The organism is Ruminococcus difficilis (assembly GCF_016680995.1).
In genome coordinates this window covers 33,455-51,497 of sequence record NZ_JAEQMG010000035.1, presented here as the reverse complement: position 1 = coordinate 51,497, position 18,043 = coordinate 33,455, and the positions used below count along the sequence as shown (strand labels likewise).

At 46.9% G+C, this 18,043-nt stretch carries 10 protein-coding genes and 2 tRNA genes; 8 read left to right on the top strand and 4 right to left on the bottom strand.

Annotated features, from left to right (window positions below):
- The first annotated feature begins 2 nt into the window (after positions 1-2).
- The 4 genes from JKK62_RS01925 (at position 3) to JKK62_RS01910 (ending at position 7,309) form a co-directional block, all read left to right on the top strand.
- Entirely contained in the window at positions 3-1,625 is a 1,623-nt protein-coding gene (locus tag JKK62_RS01925; protein ID WP_201426718.1) for a DUF4435 domain-containing protein, read from the top strand.
- Positions 1,626-1,636: 11 nt separating this feature from the next.
- The gene (locus JKK62_RS01920; protein WP_201426717.1) at positions 1,637-4,246 is read left to right on the top strand and encodes a DEAD/DEAH box helicase; all 2,610 of its coding nucleotides are present in this window, start codon (positions 1,637-1,639) and stop codon (positions 4,244-4,246) included.
- Positions 4,247-4,835: 589 nt separating this feature from the next.
- Complete coding sequence (locus JKK62_RS01915; protein ID WP_201426716.1) at positions 4,836-5,936, top strand: AAA family ATPase; 1,101 nt, start codon at positions 4,836-4,838, stop codon at positions 5,934-5,936.
- Between the two features lie 167 nt (positions 5,937-6,103).
- Entirely contained in the window at positions 6,104-7,309 is a 1,206-nt protein-coding gene (locus tag JKK62_RS01910; protein WP_201426715.1) for a plasmid recombination protein, read from the top strand.
- A 42-nt stretch (positions 7,310-7,351) separates the two neighbouring features.
- Here the strand turns inward: JKK62_RS01910 and JKK62_RS01905 are convergent, their stop codons facing one another.
- Complete coding sequence (locus JKK62_RS01905) at positions 7,352-8,332, bottom strand: Fic family protein (protein WP_243411723.1); 981 nt, start codon at positions 8,330-8,332, stop codon at positions 7,352-7,354.
- A gap of 797 nt (positions 8,333-9,129) precedes the next feature.
- Here JKK62_RS01905 and JKK62_RS17710 point away from each other — a divergent pair.
- Together JKK62_RS17710 and JKK62_RS01900 are read left to right on the top strand one after the other, a co-directional pair.
- Complete coding sequence (locus JKK62_RS17710; protein WP_279380590.1) at positions 9,130-9,258, top strand: hypothetical protein; 129 nt, start codon at positions 9,130-9,132, stop codon at positions 9,256-9,258.
- 192 nt (positions 9,259-9,450) lie between these two features.
- A complete protein-coding gene (locus JKK62_RS01900) occupies positions 9,451-10,689 on the top strand; it encodes a tyrosine-type recombinase/integrase (RefSeq protein WP_201426714.1) in 1,239 nt (412 codons plus the stop codon).
- Positions 10,690-10,768: 79 nt separating this feature from the next.
- Here the strand turns inward: JKK62_RS01900 and JKK62_RS01895 are convergent.
- The 3 genes from JKK62_RS01895 to JKK62_RS01885 all read right to left on the bottom strand — a co-directional run bounded on the left by JKK62_RS01895 (position 10,769) and on the right by JKK62_RS01885 (position 12,262).
- Positions 10,769-10,858 (bottom strand) — tRNA-Ser (locus JKK62_RS01895).
- A gap of 32 nt (positions 10,859-10,890) precedes the next feature.
- Positions 10,891-10,979: transfer RNA gene (locus JKK62_RS01890), tRNA-Ser, on the bottom strand.
- 404 nt (positions 10,980-11,383) lie between these two features.
- Positions 11,384-12,262, bottom strand: coding sequence for a DegV family protein (locus JKK62_RS01885; protein WP_201426713.1), 879 nt, complete (start codon positions 12,260-12,262; stop codon positions 11,384-11,386).
- A gap of 1,767 nt (positions 12,263-14,029) precedes the next feature.
- Between JKK62_RS01885 and JKK62_RS01880 the strand changes: the two genes are divergently transcribed.
- A complete protein-coding gene (locus JKK62_RS01880) occupies positions 14,030-15,613 on the top strand; it encodes a C40 family peptidase (protein WP_201426712.1) in 1,584 nt (527 codons plus the stop codon).
- A 1,129-nt stretch (positions 15,614-16,742) separates the two neighbouring features.
- Positions 16,743-17,891, top strand: coding sequence for a lactaldehyde reductase (gene fucO, locus JKK62_RS01875; protein WP_201426711.1), 1,149 nt, complete (start codon positions 16,743-16,745; stop codon positions 17,889-17,891).
- The last annotated feature ends 152 nt before the right edge of the window (positions 17,892-18,043 follow it).

Genomic DNA, 18,043 nt, shown 5'->3' with positions numbered 1-18,043 from the left:
TAATGGCATATACATATTGGTTACCGGACGAAAGCGGAAACAAAGTTGATTATACAACAGAATCTAATTCTGTTATTATTGTTGGCGCTAACGGTGCAGGAAAAAGTAAGCTGGGAGCATGGATTGAACAGAGAGATTTTGCAAAAGTCCATAGAATAGCAGCACAAAGAGGGATTAGTTTCAACAAGAATATTCCATTAAAGAATTATACTGAAGCAGAGAATTTAGTCCTCTTTGGTGAGTCTGACGCTAAGAATCCAAATGTATATAAAAAAGGAAACCGCTGGGGATGGAATGAACATGCAGAGTACACTACAAGAATGATTATTGATTTCGAGTATGTACTTGCGGCTTTATTAGCTATGAATGCCAACGAGGAACATGACTATGTTGTAGCAGTTAAAGAAGCTAAAGTAAACCGTGAGACATATCCAAATCCCCCTACTACGGTAATTGAAAAATTATTTCATATTTGGGATGAAGTACTCCCTCAAAGAAAACTAAGTCTTGAAGACTCTAAGTTTTATTCATCTTTTACTAAAGATGGCGATGAAGTAAAGTACTCTGCAACTGAAATGAGCGACGGCGAGAGATCTGTTTTATACTTGGCTGCTCAAGTGCTTTGTGTGCCCGAGAACAAAATCTTAATTATGGATGAACCTGAATTGCACCTTCATCCATCAATCATGAATCGCCTTTGGAAAGCTTTAGAACAGTATCGGCCAGATTGCCTGTTTATCTATATTACTCACGATCTTCAGTTTGCTTCTATGCACAGTCACGCTGAGAAGATTTGGATTAAAGAGTATGACGGACACAATTGGAAATTGCAAATAATAGAGGGTATAGACTTACCAGAAGAGCTTTTGCTTGAAATCATGGGCAGCAGAAAGAATGTCATATTTGTTGAAGGTGAACGCAACAGTTATGATACTCAGCTTTATTCCGAACTGTATCCGGACTATCATATTGTTCCTTGCGGAAGCTGTACGCAAGTTATTGCCCGAACTAAGGCGTTTAGAAATAATTCAGATCTTCATGAATGCCAAGTCTACGGGATTATTGACCGCGATTATCGATCCGATTATGAAATCGAAAAGTATAAAGAACAAGGAATTTACACTATAGGTGTTGCAGAGGTAGAGAACCTGTTCTTGGTTGAAGAGTTGATAAGGCTGATGGCGAAACAATTTGGTGAAGATGTTGATGTAGCATGGCATAATGTTAAGCAGTATGTTGTAGAAGTCAGATTCAACAATCAGATCAATGGACAGATTTGTGAGAGTGTTGTGTCTGAAATCAAATATCGTCTTTCGAGTGCGGAAATATCAAAAGTGGATGAGAATAAAGCAAAAGAAAGTCTGGAAACAGTGTTATCTTCAATTGATTATGATCAGATAAAGACAACACAAGAGACTAAATTCCAACAAGTTTTAGATGAAGGGGATTACACAAACGTACTCCGAGTGTTTAACCAAAAGAGCTTATCCAAATCAATAGGTCATTTTCTGGGAGTTGACAATAGACAGTACTGTGAAAAAGTAATCAATCTATTGCAAGGAATAAAGCATGATGAAATAGTTTCGGCTTTATCTCCCTATTTACCAACGGAGATCCCGAGGTAACGGAGGAACATATGGAACTAAAAACATATCAAAAGAACGTGTTGGGTGATCTCTCTCGATTCTTAACACTGATGACAGAGAAGAACAGCGCAGCAAAAGCATATCAGACGCTGTGGGAAGAAAAGGGCGTAACTGTTGGATTCAACGGGCTTTCCCCGTACCACTATAATCTGTCTCATGGCGTACCGGATGTTTGCTTCAAAGTACCTACCGGCGGCGGCAAAACCTTTATTGCCGCAAACGCCATCAAAACCATTTATGATGCTATGCCTACCGCTACAACAAAAGCGGTCGTATGGCTGGTACCGTCCGATGCAATTCTGACACAGACATATGCGGCATTAAGTGATCCTCACCACCCTTACCGTCAGAAGATCGACGTTGATTTCGGCGGTGCTGTTGAAGTTTATTCTAAATCACAATTACTTAACGGTCAAAATTTTAATCCGACTTCCATCACCGAACAGCTTTCCGTTTTTGTGCTGAGTTATGATTCGTTCAGAACCAGTAAGAAGGAAGGCAGAAAAGCTTTTCAGGAAAACGGCAATCTTGCTTCCTTTCCTAAGTACATGAAGGATAAGGATATACTCCTTCCTGATACCGATGAAACAGCGCTGATACAGGTTATCCGTTCGCTGAATCCTGTTGTGATCGTTGATGAGAGTCACCATGCAACTTCTAAGCTGAGCGTTGAGATGTTGGAGAATTTTAACCCGTGCTTTGTGCTTGATCTTACCGCTACCCCTAAGAAGAAAAGCAATATTATCTCTTTTGTTGACGCCGCTCAACTCAAGAAAGCAAATATGGTCAAACTGCCGGTTATTGTCTATAATCGGAAGTCGCAGAGTGATGTGTATGGTGACGCGATCCATATTCGGCGAAAGCTGGAGGCACAGGCAAAGGTTGAACAGGCGGAAACAGGCAGATATATTCGTCCGATCGTGCTATTTCAGGCACAGCCGAGAATTGGAACCGAAAGTACCACCTATGATAAGATCAAGAACACGCTGATTGAAGCAGGTATTTCACGGGAAGAGATTGCTATCAAAACCGCGGATAAAGATGAACTGAAGGGAGTCAATCTGCTTTCTTCGGATTGCCCGATCCGCTATATCATTACCGTAAACGCTCTTAAAGAGGGCTGGGATTGTCCCTTTGCTTATGTACTGGCGACAGTTGCCAACCGAACTTCAACAGTTGACGTTGAGCAGATACTCGGACGTGTTCTCCGACTTCCGTATACAAAGAAGAACAAGAGTAATGTCCTTAATATCTCTTATGCTATTACTTCGTCAGCTGACTTCGGTAAGACTCTCGATAACGTAGTAAAGGGATTAAACAGCGCCGGCTTTAGCGAGAAAGACTACCGCGCAAAAGATGTTGACGAGGATGTTTCCGAGCCGGTTGCTCAACCTACGCTGAACTTGTTTGACGAACCGACAGAAGAATTACCCGAAGTTGACACTGAGGAATTGAAACGTAGAATCGAAATAATGCAGCAAGAGCCGGAATCAACCGAAAGCATAGAATCCGATGATATGCTTGCTGCGGCATTAGCACAAAATGAAGCGTATGAAGATATGGTCAGTCGAGCGGAAGAAACGGCGGTCAATAACGCTCCTACGGAGGTGCGAGACAAGATGAATGTATTCAGAATGAATGAAGAATATGCAGAAGAAGCAACTGCTCTTCGCTTTCCGCAGTTTATGATGAAAGTGGGTCCAAGCTTTTTCTCTGATGATGAATATGTTCCACTGAAACTGGAGCATTTAGAAGATGGCTTTACACTCAAAGACAAGGATACTCAGATCGATTTTAGTACCGTGGACGCTGAGATGGCGCGTGTTGACATTGATGATTCTACTGAAGCTGTACCAAAGGTGTGGCAGATCAAGGGTACAGACAGCACCTATTATAAAGAGTGGTTTAACTCACAACCTTCGGAAGTTCGTCTTGCTCATTGTAAAGGCTTAATCAGAAAGCAGATATCGAAAATGAACAGCATCAACGATCGCGAGTTGCTGGATTATATTGATCGTGTTGTAGATAATATGACAGAGGATCAGCTCAGTGATATGGAGCAGTCGCCGTATCCTTATATCAAAAAGGTTGAGGATAAGGTGAAGGCGTTGCTTGCGGCACATCGTATGGATATATTCAACCTCTGGTTGGAACAAGGGAAAATAGAATGTAGAGCGAACTATACCTTGAAATCAACCGTTTCGCCGACCAGTTTCTTCTCTTCTTTCCCTAAATCTTTGTATACCAGCGAAGAGGATGTCAACGATTATGAGCGCAAGGTCGTATGGCAGTTGTCCTCTATGGATAACATCAAATGGTGGCACCGCAACATCTCTCGTCTGGGGTTCCAGATCAATGGAGCAGTGCACGCTTATCCGGATATTATCGCCATGACGGAATCAGGAAAGATCTTGATGATTGAGACGAAGGGCGACCATCTTGATAATGCAGAATCCAAGACAAAAGCGATTATCGGCAGTAAATGGGATGCTTTGTCCGGCGGGCAGTACCGATATTTCATGGTGTTCCAAACTAAATCACCCGACTATCCCGGAGCATATTCGTACGATCGGTTCTTGGAGATAATAGCTGCTCTTTAATTGCTTTGATAACAGGTCATACAAATCAAGCTTGATCATAATGAGTCTCGTGCTATTATTGATATATACAATGTTGTAATAGGTAATATTGAATTTAAAAAGCTTAAAGATTATCAAAAAGGCAAGTATCATACTAAGGTCGGAGATAAACCGGAAATAAAACCCCTTCCAGCAAGATTTAAAGTAAAATAGTATTTACGCACTTAGGAAAAGAAACTGTTTTTTATGAAATCAGTTTCTTTTTTTATCCAAAAATCGCCATAATCGCGTCCTAAGGCAAGGTAAGGACTTTTAGCGCCTTATCCGTGAAAGGTGCTTTAGGACAAAGAAAAACGCTTAAAACCACTCCGAAACGATACAATTCAGAGAGGTTTTAGGCGTTATTTTATTGCGCGTTTTTGGGCAATATAAAACGCCGACCGAGAGGTCGAGCACATTTTCAGGAGGTTAGCTGAATGCCGCGAATGTCAAAGAAACTAAAGTTGGAATGGTCGTTCTTTTTGAATGACAAGGGGCGCAGAGCTTATAACTCTCTGTGTCGCAAATGTGAGCACGACTGCAAACAGAGCTTTCGTGCTATTGTCATCGAATGTCCGCAATATTTATCAAAAAGGAGAAAGAAGTATTGAGACAGAATCAAACTATGGAAGAACAGAAGACAGAACTGGAGCTCGTCAAGGCGAGCGAGATCACGCCGAAGTCAGTGGAATGGCTATGGTACCCGTACATTCCATTCGGCAAGGTCACGCTGTTACAGGGTGATCCGGGCGACGGCAAAAGTCAGCTGATGCTGGCGCTGTCGGCTCTTGCCTCAAAGGGCAAGCCATTTCCTTTTGCCGATGATGAAGAAAAACGCGAACCTATGACGGTCATCTATCAAACGACTGAGGATGACGCAGACGATACCGTAGTCCCTCGCTTTATTGCCTCAAACGGCGACCGGGATAAGCTGTTGTTTATCCGTGAGAATGAAAAAAGCCTCACCTTCGATGATGACCGTATCCGATCAGCTATCGAAAAGTCGGGAGCAAGGCTATTGATCCTCGATCCTCTCAGTTCGTATATCGGCGACGGCTGTTCTCTAAACGCTGCCAATGAAATGCGCAGCAAGTTCAATCACCTGATTGCGGTAGCCAAAGATACGGGTTGCGCCATCGTAATCATCGCACACATGAACAAAATGCGGGAGACTTCTCCCCTCTATCGGACGTCCGGATCGATAGATATTGCCGGCGTCGCTCGTAGTATTCTGGCAATCACAAGAACACCGAACAAGGAAAATTCAAACGAGCGTGTGATGGTTCAGGTGAAATCCAATCTTGCACCGACAGGCTCGGCGATCCTCTTTGAGGTCGGTGAAAAGGGAATCACTTTCATCGACGAGATCAAGATGACAGCGGAGCAAGCCTTTTCCTCAATCGCTCCGAAGCTCGGCAGACCAAGCGCTGAGTGTGAAGCGGCAACGGCCTTCATCTTGGATTTGATGAAAGCCGGTAAGCTGACTGCTACCGCGTGCGAGGGATTTCTGAAAGATAGAGGCTTCAAGAAATCGACGATCAAAAAGGCAAAGAAAAACGCCGGCGTTGTGTCCGTAAAGGAAGGTATGATCTGGTACTGGACTTTGCCGACAGTCGATCAAGATAAGCACAACATAACATCTCATACAGACCCGGATTTCAAAACAAACTGAGCGGAGGGTCAAGGGAGGAAAGCCCTTGCCCACGACATCTTTACAGCAGTGCTGAAAGTGTCATAGTGGGTTATACAGATTCAACGAATCTTGTATAAGGCTACCCATACATGCGCATCTATACAAAATGAATGGAGTGAAATCACATATCTAAAACAAAAATCAATATGAGCTGTGCCAGAGTGCAAACCTATACGGCGGCAAAAATCAGCGCGGCAGAAAAGCATAACGAGAGAAAGAACAGCGATTACAGCAACATCAATGTTGTACCGGAGAGGATTCCGATGAACGTTCATTTCAAGAGTCCCGGGGATAAAACCTATATGCAGATTCTCAAAGATATGGAGGCTGAGGGTAAGGTCTCACGCCGTGGACTGAGAGCTGACGCGGTGCTGTTTGATGAGATCATCTTTGATGTGAACACCATATACTTTGAGGAACGCGGAGGATATGAATACGCAACGAAATTCTTTGCCGAGGCATACCATTATGCCTGTGAAAAATACGGTGAGGAAAATATCATCTCTGCCGTTATGCACGCGGATGAGATCAACAAGGCTGTCAGCGACGAGGTGGGTCATCCGGTATATCACTACCATATGCACCTGATCGCCCTGCCGGTCGTTGAGAAAGAGATTCGCTGGAGTAAGCGGTGCAAAGATCCTGCGTTGGTTGGAACAGTCAAAGAGGTCATCCGGCAGATCAGCCACTCAAAGAAGTGGGAATCTCGCGAGCCGCTATTGACCGAAAGCGGTGAGCCGATCATGCGAAAGAACGGAAAGCCGAAGTTTCGACCGTCCTACAGCATCTTACAGGATGAATTCTTCCGACATATGACCGATCACGGGTTCATGGGCTTTGACCGTGGCAGAGAGGGCAGCACCGCGGAACATCTGACCTCGTTACAATATCAGATCGACAAGGATAAAGAGCGCCTCGCTAAAATCGAAAGCAATATTCAGAAAGCTAAAATAGAATATGAACCTGTAAAGGGTATCTCAAAAACTTTTCAGGAAATTGAAACTGCCGGCAAGAAGAATCCTCTTACCGGCAATTATTCTGTTACAAAGGAAGATTATGGTCAGCTGGTTTCACTCGCCAAGGAAGGGATAACAAGCAGAGTGAAAATCCATGATCTTCGCAAAAAGGAAAAACACTTACAGGATCAAGCGAATCAATACCGAAGTGCTTTCAATCGATTGCAAGAGCGCTATGATAAGCTGACAGAGAAGTGCCGTCCGTTCTTGCGCGGGTTAGAACATTTTCCCGATGTAGTCCAACGATTCATTGAGCATATCAGTTTTCTGCTCAACGAAAAGGAAAAAGAACAACGGCGTCGTTTACCTATAGCAAGAAGTGATCAGGATAGATGACCCCTTCGACCGTACCCTGTACTTATTGACTTCTTGATCTCTTTATCGTTTACGGTATGCCCATGACCTTCCACTGCGGAAGCGGATGATCAATCCCTTTTCTACCATCGTGTTGAGGATTCGATTTGCGGTCGCAACAGAAACATTCAGAAGCTTGCGAACGTCGCTGTTGGTTATCTCACCATTATTATTCAAATAATTCATAACAGTATTTTCCCGAGTAGCCGCTTTTTCCGACTTGCTTTGCTTGACCGTAACAGAACCGTCGATCACCTCGAGCATAGTATCACGGATCGCCTCTAGCATAAAGGTGACGAATACGGTTGAGTCTTCGGCAACATTCGCGACATTGAAGGCACGGTAGTATTCTTCCTGCCTGTCATGTATCATCGACTCGATAGGGAGCCACGCAAAGATCGGATTCCATTTTGACATCAGGAGCGTATGCCATAGTCTGCCGATCCTGCCGTTACCGTCCGCAAAGGGATGGATCAGCTCAAATTCATAGTGGAACACACAACTTTTGATCAAGATATGGCGCGGATTGTTTTTGACCCAGTCAAGCAACTCCGAGACTAATCCGGGGACATACGCCGGAAGTGTACCGACATGAAGCACATTGCCGTGATTATCAACGACGCCGACGGAGCGGGAGCGGAACTCTCCCGATTCATCAACCAAGCCGCGTGTCATTACCTCGTGAGCGAGCAAAAGATTGTCCACGGAGTAAGGATCCAGCGTATCAAGGCGGTCATAGATCTCGTATGCATTCTGCACCTCTGCAATATCCTTCGGCGGCGCAAGGACTCGCTTGCCGGAGATAACAGCGGTGACCTGATCGAGCGTCAAGGTGTTTTGTTCTATCGCCAGAGAGGAATAGATTGTTTTGATACGATTGGTACGGCGCAGCTGCGGCGAATTGTTCAGCTTTGAATGTGTGCTGAGTTGTCCTGTCAGTTCACAAATCTCAGCGACAAGGTTCAGTATCTCGGTCGTAATCTGAAAAGGATATTTCTGCATCATATCACCATCCGGTCATTGATAGATGATATTATACCACTTCATCTATCAAAAATCAATTCATCTATCATTATTTGTTATGATTAATGATAGATGAAGCAATCCGACAATTATTCTTTTTATGGTTTACAAAAAGTTCATAAAGCAAGGATAATCTTCGACAGGGTTCTTAAGACAACAGACCTGCCAATCTGGTATATTATGTGTGGGTTCAAATCGGGACTTATACTAATACATAATAATAAGCAGATAAAAACCTTTAAGCAGACAACCTTCGCGGTCTATCCCCACAATCCCGCGTTGTTGGCATTGTTAGTCTGAGTCTGCTTTTTATCACGAATTAGTATAATTGAATATAGAACGTATTGGCCGCCGTTCAGCTTCCGTTTTGGAACTGTACTCCGGCCTTCTTTTGTTTAAGAAAACTGTCGATTATAGTCCCGATGTGATAACGAACCTCGACAACTGAATATCAACATATCTTCTACCTTCTCTGCGGTGTGTGTAACATGAGAACCACACGAGCTACATGAGCGAACGCTTCAAGAATATGGCACTTTTGAAGCCTTCAGGACTCAGACGGTAAGGGCGCATCCTTTACCGAGGGCGATGACAGCCGCTGAGGACAATGATACTTCCGTCCAGTCACAGTCCGAGCGGATATGCCGTTGGCATAAGCCGTCGCAGGCAATGAGGGCGGCCGCGGGCGATCCCTGCGGTGGTGAAAACCAATGAGGCTGCTGCACAGCCGGAAGATGTATACCAATCCATTACTATTATATTTAACGGAGGATCATTTTATGATCAAAAACTATTTTTGCCTGAACAAAGGCAACCGTCAGATGTTACAGAACATCATTTACTCTATTGTTTTCCAAGGGGAAGGAAACCATGACTGCCAGAATGCGAACCATACCGAAAGCGTATGAAGAAATCAAATTGCTTGACCCTGACACATGCCTGACTTTAAGAGCACTCAGGCGTATGGCAAGTCGCGGGGAGATCCCCGTTATCCGGATTGCATCGAAAAGATTGATCAATCTGGATTTGCTTTTGGATATTCTCTCATGTTATAATAATGATGCTGCTTGAGCTTAGCTTTCAGAAAAGAGGTTAAGCACATGACAATCAGAAAAAGAGTATCCAAGAAAGGCATAACATCCTATCAGTTTCGGGTGAGCCTCGGATACAAAGACGGTCAGCAGATCGTCAAATGTATGACATGGACTCCCGAAAAAGGGATGACATCAAAACATATTAAAAAGGAGGTAACCAGGCAAAGCGTTTTATTTGAAGAACGGTCAATTGCCGAATACCAAAAAGAATTAGAATGTGAAGCAGAACAGCGTATGCGCGAGGAAAACGAAATTGCGTTTGCTAAGGAGCATACCACCTTTAAGGAGATCGCAGAGGAATGGCTGGATTTGCAGCTTGCCAGCAAGAAATACAAGAAGAGCACTTTGACAAAGCTACTGGACTGCAAGGAAAGAACCTATAACGCGATCGGCGATGTATTGGTCAGCAGGCTCACCTATAGGATGGTACAAGCCTTTATCACCTCTTTAGGAAAAAACGGCGTAAATAAGCAAACCGGTAAAGGATTATCCGTCAAAAGCCAAAAATCTTATCTGACCTTTGTCAGTGACGTCATGCTCTATGCAAAACGGTGCGGTATCGTCGATATCAACCCCTGCCGTGATATTGTCTTTACACAGACAGAGAAGAAAGAAAAAGCGATCTATTCTCTCGAAGAAGCAAAAGAGGTACTGTCAGCAATCAATGATAAGGCACCCACATCGTATCGGCTGTTTTTCAATCTTCTGGCATTTTCGGGTATGAGAAAAGGCGAAGCATTAGGCTTAGAGTACAAGGATATCGATTTTGAAAAATCTATCCTGACGATCAACAGAACGTCTAACTATCATCAAGGCTTCGGCACCTATACCGACACTCCGAAAACAAAATCCAGTTATCGCTCGCTGTACATACAGCCTTTTCTTCTGGAACTGATCAAACAGCTTCAAGAGGAACAAAAAGCCGTCGCCGAGAAATGCGGCGATCAGTGGGTGGAGAGCGACAGACTGTTCATCAACTGGTGCGGCAAGCCGTTGAATCCCAATGTCCCCTATAAATGGCTCCAGGACTTTTTGGAATCAGAAAACATTCCCTTCAAGGGCTTACATAGTTTTCGCCATTTTGTAGCAACACAGGCTTTAGCGGACGGTGTAGATGTGAAATCCGTATCGGCTATGCTCGGTCACAGTCAGACCAGCACCACGCTGAATTTCTATGCTCACGCTGTCCAGCAGGCGAACGAAAAGGCGCTGAATCATGTCGCCGCACTGCTCCAAACGGGCTGAATAAAGGACACGGCAAAGGACACGGCGATTTTTAGGCAAAAGAAAGAGCCCGAAATGGCTTAAACAAGCCATTTCGGGCTGGCGGAGGACAAGAGATTCGAACTCTCGCGCCGCGTTAGCGACCTACTCCCTTAGCAGGGGAGCCTCTTCACCACTTGAGTAATCCTCCATGTATGTAAAGTAATTTACGTATTATTTAGTTGGCGGAGAGAAAGGGATTCGAACCCTTGGTCCCTTGCGGGATCACTAGTTTTCAAGACTAGCTCCTTAAACCACTCGGACATCTCTCCGTAAAGCAAGTAAAAGTTTATCACAACCGCGTAAAAATGTCAAGCAGTTTTGCAGAAATAAACACAAGTCTTGCCGACGAAGGGAGATACTTTGTTATAAAACTTTGCAATAATATCAACGTAATAAAAATGAGATACTCGCTTCGCTCGAACATTTTAGTACAATCCCTCACCCGCTCCCGCGGGAGCCTCCTCGCCGGAAGCGGCTCCCCCTCTGTCGCTTTGCGACGTCTCCCCAACGGGGAGCACCATTCCCAAAGGGAGCCTTGAGAGTGACAGCGTGTCGCACGCGACCCCTTTACCAAAGGGAGCCTTGAATAACGGCTTTTCAGAGATCGATCATTACTCATAAACAAACAGGGATAACGGAAACGATCGTCCGCTATCCCCTTTCATTATGTCAATTATCTGAATCGCACCTTGCTGTCGCCGAGGAAGAACAGCGCCAGTGTGCCGGGTCCGACATGGGAACCTGTGACGGGCTCATAGACGACGTTGAGGATCTCCTTCGGCGGCTTCTTCTTATTGAGCAGCTCGATCAGATACTCCGCGTCCTTTTCGCAGTCGGCGTGCGCAATGCCGACGATCTGCTTTTCGGGATCCTTGACCAGCATATTATAGCGCTGCGCGAGCGCGTCGATAGCCTTCTTTCTGCCGATCACCTTAGAGAAGTTGACGATCTCGCCGTTCTCATTGCCCTTGAGGATCGGCTTGACCTGCAGCATGTTGCCGATCACGGCAGCGGAACCGGTGAGTCGACCGGTCTTTTTCAGATACATCAGATCATCCACGGTGAACACCTGATACATACAAGCCTTTTCGTCCTCGAGCTTTTGGTATGTATCATCGATCGTCATGCCCTCGTCACGATAATCGGCGGCTTTCAGCACAAAGATACCCTCGCCCAGTGACGCGCCGAGCGTATCAACGAGCAGGATCTTTCTGTCGGGGTACTTCTCGACCAGCTCCTTCTTCGCGATCTCGGAGCAGTTGAATGAACTGCTGATACCCGACGACATGCTGACAAACAGGATATCCTGACCCTGTGACAGGAACTGTTCAAAGAAATCGACATAGCTCTGGAAATTGATTGCGGAGGTTTTGATGTCCGCGCCGAGCCGCATTGCTTTAAAAAACTTCTTTCCGTCAAAGCCCTCGGTATCCAGACAGGAATACTGCTTGTCACCGATCGTGTAGTGATACGGAATGACCTTGATGTCGCGCTCTCTGACGAGCGCGGAAGGTAAATTAGCGGATGTGTCCGTCAAAATAGTAAAACTCATATGTTCCTCCGAATTTGACGGCATACGCAGTAAGGGTGATCGCTCCGGATCATCGCCCTTTGCAATACGCCATATTACCATTTTATTATACACGAAATTTAGAAAATTTCAATCCACAAAGCAATTTCATATTCTACGGGTACCGAGCCGATACTCTCCCGCCGCAGAAAAGCGGTATCTCAGGGGTAGAAAGACGGCTCTACCGGGAGTAGAACCCAGTATTTATGCGGGATGTAAGTGCATGATATCAGATGATGAATAAGTATGGAAAGAATCGGGAGAGAAACCCACAGGAAACGTTGAAGTGAATTTGTAGGGGAGCGGCTTGCTGCTCCCGCGGCAGGACGTTGGTTAAGAAGCGGTCCGTTGAGGAGATGCGCGTTTCCGTAGGGACGAGCATTGCTCGTCCGTGTAATTGAAACGTTTCTCCCCTATCTCACGATTTCGATATAGTAACAACCGTCATTCTGCGGATGACCGATGGTCATCCCTACGAAAAAAAGGATATGCTTTGCATTTGGGTGGCATGTATCGGATAGATCACGGTACGTCGCAAGCGCCGTACCCTACGGAAATGTTGGATTTGCTCCGCGGTGGGTGACATCGAATGGAGGGGTTACGGGAGGAGCATTCCTCGGCGGAGACGCCTCCCCCTCTGTCACTTCGTGACGTCTCCCCAACGGGGAGCACCCCCGCCCTACGGTAAACGTTGCAGTGAATTTGTAGGGGAGCGGCTTGAGGAGTTGTCCAAATCTGTGATTTGGCATACAACTCCCATGTAACAGCGCTCCATCGTCGTTACACGCCGTACTCGATAAGCGTATCCGGTTGGTACGCTTTGATCTCGTGTGGCGGTTCCTCCTCTCCCCATAACTCGGGAGTTATGGGGTCCTCTGTATCTGCGATTGGCTAAGCGCCACTGCGCTACTCCCGAGGGAGGACGTTGGTTAAGATGCGCTATCCGTTGAGGAAATGTGCCTTTCCGTAGGGACGAGCATTGCTCGTCCGTGTGGCAGAAACGCATTTCCCCTATCTCACGATTTCGATATAGTAACGCCCGGCATTCTCGGACGACCAATGGTCGTCCCTACGGAAGATGTGATTTGCTTCGCATTTAATTGACAGATATCGAAAACGTTACGGGAGGGTCAAGACCCTCCCCTACAGTAATCGTTTCATTTGCTCCGCGATGATGTGGGATGCAACGGAATGATTCGGGTCGTCGAGGGCTCCGACCCCTACAATATGGTTCATTTGCTTCGCCTACAGACATATAACCTCGGCACATTTGTTAATTGGATTATTTTTCTAATATGGAAAATAACGGGACTGAAAACGCATATTGAACAGGAAATTTATAATTTCATAAAAGAATGTTAACAATTGCGTAATAGTTATTTCCGTTTTCGCATAAAAAGGCGTTTATTATTCTTGTTAGGAATTGTCAAAACTTGTCGTGATGGCTCTTTTTTCTCTTTTGAAAATAAAGGTTACAGGCTGTAACCACCCCGAATGTTGACAATTTTTGTTTATTGTGTATACATTTATGAACAGAAATTTAATTTTGTTGTGATTTTAACAACAATTCACCCAAAAGACTTGATATTAGAATAATTCTTGTGTATAATAATGACAGTTTTGTTACCAAGTTATTCAAAAACTGATTCTCGACGAGTCCGAAAACGCCGATTTCAAGCCGTTTTTTCCTAATTATAATAATAAACGCGCATGAGTCACGTTCTCGGATCAACTACTACGGAGGTTTTTATGAAGAAGAAGTTTAAGAAGATCATCTCAATTATTATGGTAGCCGCGGTCATCGCGAGTGTCGTTGTTGTCGGTACGGTTTCATCCTCGGCATCCGGCACAGGCGTTGGTCTGGCGGAATGGGCGCTGAACGCTTACTACTCCAACTGGAGTTACGTATACGGCGGTTCTACCCCCGGCGCTGTTGACTGCTCCGGTCTGATCTATTCATACGCGGGCGGTTATCGCGTAGGCGACGCGCAGACATTCAACTCTGACTATCGTGGTTCGATGTCCGGCGGCATTCCCAATATTCACGGTCTCGGTCTGTATCAGCCCGGTCACGTCGGCGTTTATGTCGGTGACGGTATGGCAGTCGACGCGCGCGGCGACGAGTACGGCGTATGCTACGAGAGCGTATGGAGCCACGGCTGGACCCAGTACTTTAAGGTTCCCGGCGTCTCCTACCCCGACACCGGTTGGGTAGAGTTTGACGGCGACTACTATTATTATGAAGACGGCGAGTATCTCGCGGACACCACCAGAACCATCGACGGCGAAACCTATGTATTCGCTTCTTCCGGTAAGTCCACCAGCTCCCCCTCTTCCTCAGGCTCAAGCTCCTCCTCTTCCTCGAGCTCCTCTTCCTCTTCGAGTGACGATACCAAGTCCTCTTCTCTGAAGAAGGGTTCCACCGGCTCCGAGGTCGAAAAGATGCAGCAGAGACTGGCTGACTTAGGTTACTACACCGGCGTTGTCGACGGCAACTTCGGCGACAGCACAGAGGCCGCGTTCAAGCGCTTCCAGGAGACCGCAGGTCTGTATGTCGACGGTATTGCAGGTTCTGATTTAGCATACCTCTATGCTGACGATGCTCCCGCTTATAAGGCTGAGGAAAAAACTGAAGACAAGGCAGAGGATAAAGAAGAAGAAATCACTTCCGAGAAGGAAGAGATCGCCGATACCGGCGTTCAGGCAGATATTCAGCCTGCTGAGATCACGACAGAAGAAGCGCTCGTTTCCCTGCTCTTCAGCAACGGCGACTACAGCGACGATGTCGCGAAGATCCAGAATCGTCTGATCACCTTGGGTTATCTCAACGGTAATGCCGACGGCGAGTACGGTACCTCTACCGAGACCGCTGTCATGGGCTTCCAGAGCAACAATGATCTGGCTGTGACCGGCGTTGTCGAGCAGGCAACCTACGACAAGCTCTTCTCCGACAGTGCTGTCGCGGCTCCCAAGGCTGACGAGCAGACCACCACTCAGGATGCGGATAAGCCCGCTATGAACGCGGAGGTTCAGCCGCAGTCGAATCTGCCCAAGACCACTACTGAGAATAAGCCGGCTACCGGCTCTGTCAACACCCCCAAGAGCAACAATGCTCCCGAAACCAAGGTTGAGAAAGACACCACCGAGCTTTCCTCCAAGGGCATCGAGGCGGTCGCTGACTCCTCCCCCTTCAAGCGCGGCGCTAACGGCTCCAACTTCGAGTTCCTGATCTGGCTGGCGATCATGATCGTCGTCATGCTGATCACCTTCACGGTCGTTTACGTGATCGAAAAGAAGAAGCAGAAAGCCACTCGCGGCAGACGTTTCCAGTAATCAAATAATGAAGCGGTACGAGAAATCGTACCGCTTTTTTTATGCAATAAATTGCGGAAGAGCTCCCCCTAACGGAAAGCACCCCCGCAGTACAAATGAACGATACAGCGAAATATGTAGGGGTCGGCGCCCTCGACGACCCGCGGCAGGGCGTTGGTCAAGATGTAATATGCGTTGAGGAGCTATACGTTTCCGTAGGGACGAGCAATGCTCGTCCGCACGGCAGAAACATTTCTCTTCTATCTCACGCTTTTGATATAAGAAACGCCAGTCATTCTCGGTACGTCGGACACGCGTGTCCAGTGGTCATCCCTACGGAATCATAGATCTGCTTCGCGTTAGTTGGCATTGAGAAGAAGCGTATCGGGAGGAGCAAGCCCCTCCCCTACAAGGGGGTTCATCTGCTCCGCGTTTAGGTAACATAGATTGGATAGGCAGCGGGATGTCGCAAGCGTCATCCCCTACAATAAACGTTACCGATAATCGTAGGGGTCGACATTTATGACGACCCGCATAGCGAAAATGTTTCTCCCCTATCTCACGCTTTCGATAACAAAAACGCCTGTCATTCTGCGGACGAGGACACGCGTGTCCAGTGGTCATCCCTACGGAATCATGGATTTGCTTCGCGTTAGTTGGCATTGAGAAGAAGCGTATCGGGAGGAGCATTCCTCGGCGGAGACGCCTCCCCCTCTGTCACTTCGTGACGTCTCCCCAACGGGGAGCACCCCTCCCCTACAAGGGGTTTCATCTGCTTCGCGTTAGGGTGACATAGATTGGAATGGTTATGGGACGTCGAGGGCGCCGTCCCCTACAATAGACGTTTCATTTACGCCTAAACTCCTCACTCCTCGCAGTAGCTCTCAGCCAATCAGCGTTCGCAAGTTTGCTCCGCTTCTTGGGAGAGCCTTGCATGGGTGCTGTATGCCAAATCAAAGATTTGGACAGCACCTCAACTCCTCACTCCTCACTCCTCACTCCTCACTCCTAACTCCTAATTCCTCCCTATTCCCTTCTCTTTAGTCCTTTTTCACGAAATTTTTGATTATTTTTCTATACGCGATATGATTGCAATTTCCTTTCTTTCGGCGGTATAATAATAGTGCAAAACTATTTACGGAGGTAAATTATGGCAAACAGAATCATTCTTAACAACACTTCCTACCACGGCAAGGGCGCGATCGCAGAGATCCCCGCTATTGCCAAAACCAAGGGCTTTACCAAGGCTCTTATCGTCACCGATCCCGATCTGATCAAATTTAACGTAGCGCAGAAGGTCACTGCGCTTTTGGACGAATGCGGTCTCCCCTATGACGTTTTCTCTGAGGTCAAGGCAAATCCGACCATCGAGAACGTGCAGGCAGGCGTAGACGCGTTCAAAGCGGCTAAGGCAGACTCCATCATCGCCATCGGCGGCGGCTCCGCAATGGATACCGCTAAGGCGATCGGCGTGATCATCACCAACCCCGAGTTCGCCGACGTCCGCTCCTTAGAGGGTGTTGCGCCCACCAAGAACCACGCGGTTCCCACGATCGCGGTCCCCACCACTGCCGGTACCGCCGCGGAGGTCACCATCAACTACGTCATCACCGATGTACAGAAAGAGCGCAAGTTCGTCTGCGTTGACGAGCATGACATTCCCGAAATCGCGGTTGTCGATCCCGACATGATGAGCAGTATGCCCAAGGGTCTGACCGCTTCCACCGGTATGGACGCGCTGACTCACGCTATCGAGGGCTATACCACTGCCGCGGCATGGGAGATGACCGATATGTTCCATCTCGAGGCGATCCGCCTGATCGCGAAGCATCTGCGCGGCGCTGTCGAGAACAAGCCCGAGGACAGAGAAGGTATGGCGCTGGCACAGTATATCGCCGGTATGGGCTTCTCCAACGTCGGCTTGGGTATCGCGCACAGTATCGCTCACACCCTCGGCGCGCACTATGACACACCGCACGGCGTAGCGTGCGCGATGATGCTGCCGATCGTCATGGAATACAACCAGGATTACACCGGCGAGAAATTCCGTGAGATCGCGCGCGCGATGGGCGTAGAGGGCGTAGACGGCATGTCTCAGGCAGAGTATCGCAAGGCGGCGATCGACGCGGTCAAGCAGCTCTCCAAGGATGTCGGTATCCCCGAGAAGAACGAGAAGGTCAAGGCAGAGGATCTGGAGGTTCTGGCTGCTGACGCGTACGCGGACGCCTGCCGTCCAGGCAATCCCAGAGAGACTAACGTCGAGGATCTGAAAGAGCTGTATAAGAAGATCATGGCGTAAGACAATTAGTAATTAGGAATGAGGAATTAGGAATTAGAAATTAATAATTCATCATAGAACAACTACGTCCGCTTTCCTGATCGATATTCAATCTCCTTTTCTCATCGTTTTCAAACTCCAAAACCATAACACATGATAAAAGCTCCCGGGTC

What these genes read in the sequence shown, in the direction of transcription:
- JKK62_RS01910 (WP_201426715.1), top strand. Translation starts at nt 6,104, where the DNA reads ATGAGCTGTGCCAGAGTGCAAACCTATACGGCGGCAAAAATCAGCGCG.
- JKK62_RS01880 (WP_201426712.1), top strand. Translation starts at nt 14,030, where the DNA reads ATGAAGAAGAAGTTTAAGAAGATCATCTCAATTATTATGGTAGCCGCG.
- JKK62_RS01885 (WP_201426713.1), bottom strand. Translation starts at nt 12,262, where the DNA reads ATGAGTTTTACTATTTTGACGGACACATCCGCTAATTTACCTTCCGCG.
- fucO (WP_201426711.1), top strand. Translation starts at nt 16,743, where the DNA reads ATGGCAAACAGAATCATTCTTAACAACACTTCCTACCACGGCAAGGGC.
- JKK62_RS01915 (WP_201426716.1), top strand. Translation starts at nt 4,836, where the DNA reads ATGTCCGCAATATTTATCAAAAAGGAGAAAGAAGTATTGAGACAGAAT.
- JKK62_RS01920 (WP_201426717.1), top strand. Translation starts at nt 1,637, where the DNA reads ATGGAACTAAAAACATATCAAAAGAACGTGTTGGGTGATCTCTCTCGA.
- JKK62_RS17710 (WP_279380590.1), top strand. Translation starts at nt 9,130, where the DNA reads ATGATCAAAAACTATTTTTGCCTGAACAAAGGCAACCGTCAGATGTTA.
- JKK62_RS01905 (WP_243411723.1), bottom strand. Translation starts at nt 8,332, where the DNA reads ATGATGCAGAAATATCCTTTTCAGATTACGACCGAGATACTGAACCTT.
- JKK62_RS01925 (WP_201426718.1), top strand. Translation starts at nt 3, where the DNA reads ATGGCATATACATATTGGTTACCGGACGAAAGCGGAAACAAAGTTGAT.
- JKK62_RS01900 (WP_201426714.1), top strand. Translation starts at nt 9,451, where the DNA reads ATGACAATCAGAAAAAGAGTATCCAAGAAAGGCATAACATCCTATCAG.